The organism is Candidatus Amarolinea dominans, from assembly GCF_016704685.1.
GTDB classification, from domain to species: Bacteria; Chloroflexota; Anaerolineae; order SSC4; family Amarolineaceae; genus Amarolinea; species Amarolinea dominans.
Map to the genome: position 1 here is coordinate 48915 of NZ_JADIZS010000027.1, position 10478 is coordinate 59392.

General features: G+C 61.1%; 8 protein-coding genes. 2 read left to right on the forward strand and 6 right to left on the reverse strand.

Translation table 11 applies throughout. From position 1 onward, the window contains the following. Positions 1 to 39: 39 nt before the first annotated feature. The 6 genes from IPF85_RS18085 to IPF85_RS18110 form a co-directional block, all read right to left on the reverse strand. Complete coding sequence (locus IPF85_RS18085; RefSeq protein ID WP_343409456.1) at positions 40 to 837, reverse strand: glycoside hydrolase family 16 protein; 798 nt, start codon at positions 835 to 837, stop codon at positions 40 to 42. Positions 838 to 955: 118 nt separating this feature from the next. Beyond that, positions 956 to 1675 carry a glycoside hydrolase family 16 protein gene (locus tag IPF85_RS18090; protein WP_343409457.1) on the reverse strand — a complete coding sequence of 240 codons (720 nt, stop codon included), beginning with the start codon at positions 1673 to 1675 and terminating at the stop codon, positions 956 to 958. A gap of 44 nt (positions 1676 to 1719) precedes the next feature. Then, positions 1720 to 2580, reverse strand: coding sequence for a carbohydrate ABC transporter permease (locus tag IPF85_RS18095; protein ID WP_343409458.1), 861 nt, complete (start codon positions 2578 to 2580; stop codon positions 1720 to 1722). After that, positions 2577 to 3428, reverse strand: a complete 852-nt coding sequence (locus IPF85_RS18100; protein WP_343409459.1) for a sugar ABC transporter permease — start codon at positions 3426 to 3428, stop codon at positions 2577 to 2579. Before IPF85_RS18100 ends, IPF85_RS18095 begins: the two co-directional genes overlap by 4 nt. Before the next feature lie 159 nt (positions 3429 to 3587). Further along, a complete protein-coding gene (locus IPF85_RS18105; protein WP_343409460.1) occupies positions 3588 to 4940 on the reverse strand; it encodes an extracellular solute-binding protein in 1353 nt (450 codons plus the stop codon). Positions 4941 to 5101: 161 nt separating this feature from the next. Further along, entirely contained in the window at positions 5102 to 8803 is a 3702-nt protein-coding gene (locus IPF85_RS18110) for a substrate-binding domain-containing protein (RefSeq protein WP_343409461.1), read from the reverse strand. A 208-nt stretch (positions 8804 to 9011) separates the two neighbouring features. Between IPF85_RS18110 and IPF85_RS18115 the strand changes: the two genes are divergently transcribed. Continuing rightward, positions 9012 to 9146 carry a hypothetical protein gene (locus IPF85_RS18115; RefSeq protein WP_343409462.1) on the forward strand — a complete coding sequence of 45 codons (135 nt, stop codon included), beginning with the start codon at positions 9012 to 9014 and terminating at the stop codon, positions 9144 to 9146. Between the two features lie 147 nt (positions 9147 to 9293). After that, positions 9294 to 10358, forward strand: coding sequence for an AAA family ATPase (locus IPF85_RS18120; RefSeq protein WP_343409463.1), 1065 nt, complete (start codon positions 9294 to 9296; stop codon positions 10356 to 10358). The last annotated feature ends 120 nt before the right edge of the window (positions 10359 to 10478 follow it).

Consider the following 10478-nt stretch of genomic DNA (forward strand, 5'->3'; position numbering starts at 1 on the left):
TTCCTATTCGGTTCCTGCTTTCAAACGTAACGACGGGGTTTATGGGGTCGAAGCCTGGAATACGCGTACGTAGTCCACTTGCAACTGCGCGGGGAAGGCGGTGTCGAGACCGATGACGCCACCCAGGGTGCCGCCCACGGCCAGGTTGAGGATGATGAAGAAGGGCTGGTCGAAGACCCATTTCCGGTCGCCGACATCGGCGCGAGTGAGCGTGTAATACTTAGCGCCATCGTAATACCAATCAATCTGGTCGGCCTGCCACTCGATGGCGAAGGTGTGGAAGTCGTCGGCGATGTTGTATTTTTGGCGGTTCCACTGGCTCATCCCCAAGGCGCCGGAGTAGCCCGGCCCATGTGCGGTGCCAATGACCAGGTCAGGCTCGCGGCCGACGTACTCCATGATGTCAATCTCGCCGCAATCGGGCCAGTTCGAGCCGGTGAAATTTGCGCCCAGCATCCAGAACGCCGGCCACAGCCCCGCGCCGCTGGGCACCTTGATGCGCGCCTCGATCCGGCCATACTGGAATTCCTGCAGCCCCTGGGTTTTCAGCCGCGCTGAGGTGTAGTAGGAGCCTTCGTATTTCTCCTGCCGGGCTTCGATCAACAGCAGCCCGTTTTCGAGGCGGGCGTTTTCCGGCCGGGCGCTGTAGAACTCCGCCTCGCCGTTGCCCCAGCCGCCGCCGCCGAGGTCGTAGGTCCAGTTCGCCTTGTCAATCGCATTGCCCTCGAATTCATCGTGCCAGATCAGCGCCATGCCCGGCGGCGCCGGAATGGGGGTCGCGCCGCCGCAGGCCGTCAGAATCACAGCCAGGGCAGTGGCAAGCAGCAGTGGGCGCAATATGTGCGTCGTCCTCATCATCATCCCCCTCCGATACCCGATTTCATCGTAACTGCTCAGGGGGCACTCCGGGCGTTATCGAGACCATTCTCACTGTGCCTGGCTGAGCAGTTACATTTCATCGCTGAAAGACCCGCACGTAGTCCACGAACAACCTTTGTGGAAAGACCGTGGTCTCATCTGGATAGCCTGGCCAGTAACCGCCCACTGCCAGATTCAGGATGATGAAGAATGGATGCTCGAACACCCATTCTCCGCCGACATCCTGCGGCCTGCGCGTACTAAAGAGGTTGCCATCCACATACCAGCGGACCTGGCCCGGTTCCCACTCGATCGCGAAGATGTGAAAATCGTCTGCGAACCGGCCTTCCGCCAGGATGTAATCTGACCATATCCCATCGTCGCCACTGTAGCCCGGCCCGTGGATTGTGCCCCGCGCAGCAGCCGGCGTCCGGCCGATGTTCTCCATGATGTCAATCTCGCCGCACGCTGGCCAACCCCTGTGCGAGATGTTGTCGCCTAGCAGCCAAAAAGCCGGCCACAAGCCTTGCCCCAATGGAATCTTGATGCGAGCCTCGAAACGACCGTAGGTCCAGGAGCATAGACCCTTGGTTGTCAGGCGACCGGACGTGTAGTGGAAACCCGCGTAGGTTTCCTGCCGTGCTTCGATGACCAGTATGCCGTTTTGGAGGCGGATGTTCTCGGGCCGATCGGTGTAGATCTCCATTTCGGCATTGCTCTCGCCCGTGTAGCGATCTTCGACGTGCCAGCGAGTACGATCTATTGCCGGGCCATCGAATTCATCATGCCAGGCGAGCGTCCATTTCTGAGAAGTCATGATCGAGCTTCCGTCTCCAGTGGCTCGCATCCGATGCGATCCGCTCAGCCCTTGACCGCGCCCTGCGTCAAGCCCGACACGATGTAGCGCTGCAGCACCAGGAAGATGATCACCATTGGCAGCGTCATGATCAGCACGGCGGCCGCCAGCGTGGGCCAGTTGCTGCCGTAGACGCCCTGGAACACGATCAGGCCGCGTGTGATGGGATAGTAGTTCTTGTTGGTCAGATAGATCGTCGGCAGGATCAGCTCGTTCCAGATGCCGATGGCGTGCAGCACGGCGACCGTCGCGACCGCGGGCTGAATCAGGGGAAAGACCACCGTGGTCACGAAACGGAAGTAGCTGCAGCCATCTATGGCAGCCGCCTCATCCAGTTCCTTAGGCAGGGTCTTGATGTAGTTGACCAGGATGACGATCCCGATCGGGTTGACCAGGAACAGCATGATGTACCCGATAGGATTGTTGTACAGCCCGACGCTCAACATCAACTGAAACTGAGGGATCAACGCCACGGGCAAGAACAGAGCGATCACGAACAGGGTGAGCAGGAGCTTGGACCCTTTGACATAACCGCGCGAGATTGGGAACGCAACGAAGACCGCTGTAGCGATGTAGATAGTCGTGGCAGACAGCGTATAGATCAGCGTATTCGTCAGGTAGCGAGGGAAGCTGGCCTTGGTCCATGCGTCGGCGAAGTTCTTGAAGTTAAATGAAGTGGAAAGCGAGGTCGCATTCTTCATGAACTCCGGCAGAGTCTTCAAGGACGTGTTGATTAGCATGAGCAAGGGGCCGAGGTAGATGATGGCAAAGAACACCAGGGCCGCATACGCGCCGATGCGCCCCCAGTCAGTGCGACTCGATTTGAACGTCTGCTTGGACGCAGGTTTGGCGGTCATGATGTTCATCCCAGTATCCTCTCTTCTCTACGCCGCAGAATAGTCTGCACAGTCATGCCGATGACCAAAACCAGGAAGAACAGAACGATCGAAGCGGCCGCGGCATAGCCTTGCCGGAATGCGCTTGAGGTGCTCCCCGATGTCTGACCGAAACCCTGGGCGAAAATCAGATAGCCCAGGACTTGGGTCCCGTTTCGGTAACCGAGGAGGACCAGGAATAGCTGCCACGCCTGCAGCGAGCCGATGATATTCAGGAGCAGATTGGTGTTGACAACCGGCGTCAACAAGGGCCACACGACCTCTTTGAAGACCCGCCATGAGCTGGCGCCATCAATGCGAGCCGCCTCGTACAGCTCTTCCGGGATGGTCTGCAGACCGGAGATGAAGATCATCATCGTGGTGCCCAGGTTGGCCCAGATTTGCACGGCGATGACCCAGGCGAAGGCTTCGCTGGGCTGCCCACCAAAGAATTCAGAATGTAGACCGAGCGATGCCAGCAGTCTGGCAGCGGGGCCACCCAGTGGGTAGAGGAAGAGCGACCAGATCAAGCCCTGGATCACTGCGCCCAGGATCACAGGCAGAAAGTAGAGCGTGCGGAAGAAATTGACGCCCTTCAACCGCTGATTGACGAGAAGCGCAACGACCAGGCCAAGTACAAATTGGATGCTGGTCACAAAGAAACAAAACAGCAGCGTCCGGCCCAGGGCGTCATAGTTGTCGCGCGACGCCTGGCCCATGAAGAGGAACTCTTTGAAGTTTGCCAGCCCAACCCAGTGGATCGGAGCCCCTTTGATGCCGGTCGCATCGGTAAACGAGTACGCGGCGGTGGCAAGGGATGGCCCCAGGCTAATAAGCACGTAAAAAAGGATTCCTGGCAGAAGCAGGAGGTAGGGTGTCCATCTGGCCCGGCCGCGACCGAAGTGATAGTTGACCATAGTATGCCTCGGTTCTGAATGTTACAGGGTAGGCTTCTCGCCCCAGGGGCGAGAAGCCTACATGGGACAACAGGCAGTTGGCTACTGGTTCGCGTCTAACCCGGATTGAAGGTCTGCTTGCACCTTGTCAGCGAGTTCTTGGGGGTTGTCATAGGTGCCGAACGGCTTGAAGTACGAAGCATACGGGTTGGCATATTGACCAGCGCCCTTCGGTGCGGTCCAGTACTGCTCGTAACCGACGCGGAAGTTGGCGAGATAGGGTGCGACTTCCGTGCCGATCTGCGTATTCAGGGTGGCGCTTGGCTGGGTGGGGATGAAGCCAACCGCGTTGGCAAAGGCCTGGTAGTTCGCCGAGTCAGAGAACTCGGTCAGGTATTTCAAGGAGGCGTCCTTGTTAGCGGTATTGGCGGCAATGGCCCAACCCTGATCATACTTTCCGAACAGGTACTTATTATCGTCGGCGTTATCGCTGCCAGGGAACGGGATATAGCCCCACTTGAAGGTCGGCTGCGCCGTGTCAATGGCAGAGGCATACCAGGTGCCGCCTGGGAACATGGCGACCGCACCCGAGGCAAAGCGGCCAGGCGCCGCATCGCCCGCAATGCCGCTGGCGCCAGTTTCCATCATGTCCTGGGTGTAAGTCTTCATCTTCGTCCACATATCGAGGGACTTGGCGTCGTTCCATTTGATCTTGCCGGTCCACAGGCCTTCGACCAGGGCCGCCTGGTCGGGATAAATGGCGCCGATCAGGCCGTACGCGCCCACGAAGATGGGCCAGCCGTCTTTACCGCCGGCGGTCATGCAGGGAACATTCGCCTTCTTGAACGTCTCGCAGGCCGTCACAAGCTCACCCCACGTCGTGGGGACTTTGACGTTATTCGCGGTGAACATGTCCTTGTTGTAGTAGATGCCGCTGTAGGAAACGCGGCCGAGGTTGACTTCATAAACCTTGCCGTTGTAAGAACCGGCATCCTTGATCGCCGACGCATCGTAGTTCTTGACGAACGGCTGGTCGGTCAGGTCCATCAACAGGCCAGCTTCAATCAGGGTCTGCCAGTTGGGCGGTGTCACGTTCTTCATGTAGGCCTGGGACGCATTGGCAAAGCCGAACATGTCCACGACATCCACATCGTTGGCAGCCAGGCGGGTCTGGGTGACCGTGCTCAGGTCATTGGCATTCACCACCGACATGTCAATGGTGATGTTGGGATACTTGGCGTGGAACTTCTCGTTGAAGGCGTTCATGAAATCCACCATGGGAGGGTTCTGGTGGACAAGAACTTTGAGGGTGACATTGGCGGCTTCGGGAGCCTTCGTCGGCTCGGTGGGAGCCTGGGTCGTGGCAGGCGCCGGTGTGGCTGCACCGCCGCACGCCGTCAACAGTGTGGTTAGCACGAGGATCATGCTAACGAGGGTTAGGATTTTCTTGGACATTACGATCTTCTCCTTCTGAATGCTTCTCTTTCTGAATGCTTCTCTTTCTGAATGTGGCTGACCGGGGGTTGATCAAAACGAGCGGCGAGCGCCAGGCGTGCCCTTTTGCACGGCATGTCGGCGCCGCTTCCATCACTGACCAACTCTGACTGAACATCAGTCTACTCAGTTTGGCACGCGCGGGCTTGCCCAAAAGCGTGCAGAATGCGCATTTTTCCGAGAAGTAGAAAAAAACAAACCGCCCCTGCGGGTGGGATCAAGTCAATGATCCCACCCGCAGGGGCGCAGACGTTGCATTGCAACGTCTCTACGGCTGCACTCCCCCAGCAGTACCTAGGCCGATACGCCTCAGGTGACCGGCCGGTCTCGCGGCGGAAGATGCGGCTGAAATAGCTGCTGTTGGAAAAGCCCACGTCCAGCGCAATCTCGGTGATGCTCTTGTGGGTGTGCTTCAGGAGCTGCCTGGCCTGCTGCACACGGTAGCGGTTGAGGTATACCACTGGCGTCAGCCCCAATTCTTTGTGGAAGCAACTGGTGAGATAGTCATCGCTCAGGCCGACGTGATCTGCAATGTCCTGGCGCGAAATCGGCTCCGCGTAGTGTTCCTGGAGATAGGCCATGGCCTGGCGCACCAGCCGCTGCGCTTCGCCGCTCAACGCACGCCGGCGCGTCAGCGCGGCGTCCAGGTGGGCCAGCGTTTCTTTGAGGTTGAACACCCCCTTGCTCAGCACGCTCGTCACCCCAATGTTCAGCCGGGCCATTTCCGACTCGGTCAGCGTTTGACCGGTGACCACGATCACGGGAATGGCGGCCGTGGCTTCGCGGTCACGCATCGCCTCCAGCACGGCGAAACCGTCCATCTCCGGCATCATCAGATCGAGCAGCACCAGGTCAACGCGTTCGCGCCGCAGGATGTCCAGCGCCTCGAGTCCGTTATGCGCCTTGTATACCCGATGCGAAGCCGAATGCCGTTGGACGATGCGCGCATGCATCTCCAGCGTGTCCGTGTCGTCATCAACCACCAGGAACGCGCGCTGCGATTCGGCGGCGGATGGATTGTCTGGCGGCAGCCAATGCTGATCGAGTGCGCGTGTCAGCTCGGCCAGTTCGATGGGCTTGGTGAGGTAGTCCAGTTCCAGCACCGCGCCGCTGTCCTGCGCCAGCGCGTAGAACAGCACCGGAATCCCGCGCGTGCTTGCGCCGGCCTTGAGCATCTTCAACACATGCCAGGCCTGATCCGACCCGCTGGTCACATCCAGCACTACAGCAGTCGGCAGCGCCGTCAGAATTTGGGACTGCCAGCTCGCCGGTTGGTCCAGCAGCGCCATCTGCACCTCGAACCCCCGCTGCTGCAGATGCCTGCGCAGGCGCTCGCTCGAATCTGGCGATGCCGTGAGCACCAGCACGCCCCCCTCACCCGCCATTATCGCCGGCGTTGGGAGCGAGGCCTGCACCGTCGGCGGCTCGACGGTGGGCAGGGTGAAGTAGAAGGTCGAGCCGGCCCCTTCCTGACCGGTCGAATGCACGCTGATCGCGCCGCCATGCAGCTCGATCAGGCGCCGGCAGATCGTTAGCCCCAGCCCCAGACCGCCGTAGCCGCGGATGATGCTGCGCTCCGACCGGCGGAAGTCAGTGAAGATCGCGCCCTGCTCCTCCAGAGCAATGCCCAACCCCGTGTCGCGCACGCTGACCGTGACGGACCGACCATCGGCCTCCAACGTCAGGCAGACTTCGCCACGCGCCGTAAATTTGATGGCATTGCTGATCAGGTTCAGCGCCACCTGTGCCAGGCGCGTGCGGTCGCCCCAGACCCACGGCCCCGACGCCGGCAGCGCGGCGCGCCAGCCCAGCCCTTTGTCCGCCGCCAGCCGGCGGCCGGTCTCCGTCACGGTGTGCAGGACCTGTCCCAAGTCTACAAACTGATTGGTCAGCCGCAGTTGCCCCGCGTCGCTGCTGGCCAGGTCCAGCACGTCCCCGATCAGGCGGCCCAGGTGCTGGGCATTGGCGTTCAGGCGCTCGATATCGTTACGTGCCGTCAACGGCAGCGGCGACACGCCCTGATCGCTGTCGCGCAGCAGGATTTCGCCCAGGCCAACGATCAGGTTGAGAGGCGTGCGCAGTTCATGGCTGACGGTCGAGAGGAAGCGGCTCTTCATCCGGTTTGCTTCCTCGGCCAGGCGACGACCCTCGGTGGCCTCGCGATACAACTGCGCGGTGTTGAGCGCAGCCGCCAGTTGCTGGACGATCGCGCCGTAAAGGTCGAGCTGATGGGCGTCGAAGGCCACAAAGCCCAGGCGGCCGCGCGGATTGACCAACGGCACCAGCGCCAGGCTGAACGGCCGGTCGGCAGGGAGCATGTCTGCGGGCGGGAACTGCCGGCAGGGGGAACGAACGACGGCCTGGCCGGGCGGTTTGATGGTGCGCAGTTGACACCAGGCCACCAGATCGTCACCCTCAGGCTCGAACAGCGCCACCGCGGCAAATTCGATCCCCATTCCAGGCAGGTGGCGCGCCAGCGCATCATAAATCTGCGACTCATCGAGCGCAGCCTGCAGGTCCGCGGTCAGGACGCCGACGCGGTCAGCAATCCAACGCTGTTCCACCATGATTTGCCGGTGCCGCCGCCAGGTGCTGGCCGCGATGAGGCCGCGGGCCTCTTCCAGCCGGGCGTGCGCAACGTCTCCGCGTTGCCAGCGCGCTGCCAGATCAGGCAGATCATCGTTCACAACAGAAAGAGCGGTCTGCCAGATCGCCGCATCGTCCCACCCTTGTGCGACCTGCTGCAGGATCGCGTCCACGGCCTCGCGCAGCACCGCGGGATCATCCCGCTCGACACTGGCCATGAAAGCCTCCACCAGGCGCCGCCGCGCCAGTTGGAGTTGCTCCGGCTCCACGGCGATCGTGCGCCGGGGCGCCGCGTCCCTGCTGCTGCAACCGCACGATTCCCGCAGCACGAGATGGGTGGCTACCTTGACCGGCTCAGCAGGCGGCGGCTCGCCCTGACACTGACGAAGGACCTGCGTCACCGCCTGGTAGCCCATCTCGAACAACGACACGGCCACGCTGGTCAGCGCGGGTTTCTGCACTGCGCTCTCCGGCCGATCATCGAAGCCGATGACGGCGACATCCTGCGGCACTCGAATTCCGATCTCGGCCAGCGCCTGCATGGCGCCCAACGCAGATTCATCATTGCTGGCCAGGACGGCCGTGAACGGCGCGCCGGTTGCCAGGATTTGCTGCATCGCCGCGTGACCGCCGCTGAAAATGTGCCGGCCGTAGGCCACGAGACGTTCGTCGCCGGTCAGCCCGAACTCATCGAGCGCCAACCGATAGGCCCGCAGCCGCGCGCCGGTGTCGCCCGCCATGTCCTCTGGACTGCCGGCAATGAAGGCAATGAAGGCGATGCGCCGATGACCGTGTGTGTTGTGTGTACTGTGTTCAATGAAGTGCTGGACGGCTTCGCGAATGCCCGCCGCGTTATCCGCGGCAATGGTTGGGCCTTCTTCGCCGGCCGCAACAAAGATGACCGGATGGCCGGCCGCGATCACGGCCTGCAGATCGGCCGAGCGCGCCTTCGTGTGCAGCGGATTGATGACGATGAGTCCATCGGTGTTCCAGGGGCCGATGGGAACGAAGTCATTGTCAGAGGACGGGAACGGCCAGGCGGGGCAGAGAGGATCGGACGACGCGGCCGACGCGCCCATGCCGCAGCCCAACAGGAGGTTGCAGCCCAGGTCCGCTGCCGCCTGACGGACGCCGCGGTAAATCGGGTTCAGATAGCTGAGCGGCGTAGCCGTCCAGTAGTATTGCCAGCCGGCCACGACCCCGATGGTTGGCCTGTCCCTTCGTTTACTGTACGACATGCGCCCTGCTTCGCCCCCCCCCGTTTCAAGCCTCCTGCGCTTTCGGTCACAGGCGCCATTATAGCCGCTTTCGCCTGCTCGATCAAGCCCGGTGCAGGGGATGCACTGCGGCACGGAAATCGCCGCTTTGCCGCAACATAGGCTGTGGGGTATAATTTGCCTGACTCACCCGGCCGCAGGCAGGTGATTGGCATGTTGAGACGTTGCAATGCAACGTCTCCGCGGCGACCAGGGCGCTCACAGTGGAGGTGGAACCATGATCCAGGAAGTTCGCATCAGCCATTTCAAACGCTTCGAGGCGGATGAGGTCATTGACTTACATCTTGCGATGGGTGTGCGGTGAACTGGGGAAGCCAAGCGACATTTTTCGGCGTTAGGCATGGCCTTTCCCTGCACGGGCGCTTGCTGCCTGGAACCTGGCCCACAAAGCCATGGTTTCCCCAGCGGCCTGCGCCTGCTGGCTGGAACCGCTACGAGATCATACCTGACCGTGGACGAGTTCACCGCCGTGCCCGTCCGTGAGATGAATCTGCTTTGGCGCAATCGCCGCACGGCTGATGCTCATCGCACTGGAGAAGGCAAGCAAACCTCGAAGGCGCGCCCCATTGTCATTGCGGTGAAGGGAAGGGGCGTATCTGGAGAAGACTGGGTGCTGGCGATCGAGTTTCTCTATGCTAATCGAAAGCTCGCTTACGCGCGACCAGTTGATCCCTCCAATCCAGATGGCCCCAGTCCGCTGATTCCAGCCGAAGCCAGGCAGATAAGGGTGGTCCACATCCCGCCCTTTTCTGGGTTGGAAACCGAAGAGCCATTTAGAGACCCAGGTATGCGGGATCGCTTGATCGGACAAGGGCGACCCGGTGAGATCGTGCGCAATCTGCTGTGGGATCTGTGGCGGCAAGCGGACGAAAAACCGTGGATGGCGCTGGTCAAGGACATCGAGGATCTGTTTGGTTACACACTGCTGCCGCCGATCTACTCGGCCACCCGGCAAGCCTATATCGTCTGTGAGTATCGTCCGCGAACTAAGGGGGACGCACCCGCCCCCAAACTCGATATCGCCAGCGCGGGCAGCGGCTTCCACCAGGTCTTGTTACTGTTAGCCTTCTTCTACGTCCAACCAGCTACGATCCTGCTGCTGGATGAACCGGATGCGCATCTCCACTTCATCCTTCAGCGCGAGGTTTTCGGTCGCCTGCGCGCAGTGGCATCCCAGCGCCGTTGCCAACTCATTGTCGCCACGCATGCCGAGGCGTTGCTGGATGACACGGAACCGACCGGTATTCTCTCATTCTTCAAGAAACCCCACCGGCTGCAAACCCGTCGGCAGGTTCAGGACTTGCGGTCGGCCCTACACCGGCTGTCAAGCACCGACCTGCTGCGAGCCGATCACGTGGGCGGTGCTCTATCTGGAAGACGATTCAGACGCCCGACTACTGCGAGAGGGCCAGTGTGCTCGGACATCCCGCAATGCGCTTTTTCGAGTTCCCTTACATCGTTGCGATGGGTGGGGCCGGTGAACTGGGGGAAGCCAAGCGACATTTTTCGGCGTTAGGCATGGCCTTTCCTACCCTGCACGGGCTGTGTCTCCTCGATCGCGATCGCAGCGCCGGGCCGGAAGCCCAGGATTTCCCCAGCGGCCTGCGTCTGCTGCGCTGGAACCGCTACGAGATCG

Bases quoted from the DNA above. Each gene is read 5' to 3' on its own strand.
- IPF85_RS18110 (WP_343409461.1), bottom strand. From the start codon at position 8,803: ATGTCGTACAGTAAACGAAGGGACAGGCCAACCATCGGGGTCGTGGCC.
- IPF85_RS18095 (WP_343409458.1), bottom strand. From the start codon at position 2,580: ATGAACATCATGACCGCCAAACCTGCGTCCAAGCAGACGTTCAAATCG.
- IPF85_RS18115 (WP_343409462.1), top strand. From the start codon at position 9,012: ATGCAACGTCTCCGCGGCGACCAGGGCGCTCACAGTGGAGGTGGAACC.
- IPF85_RS18090 (WP_343409457.1), bottom strand. From the start codon at position 1,675: ATGACTTCTCAGAAATGGACGCTCGCCTGGCATGATGAATTCGATGGC.
- IPF85_RS18105 (WP_343409460.1), bottom strand. From the start codon at position 4,940: ATGTCCAAGAAAATCCTAACCCTCGTTAGCATGATCCTCGTGCTAACC.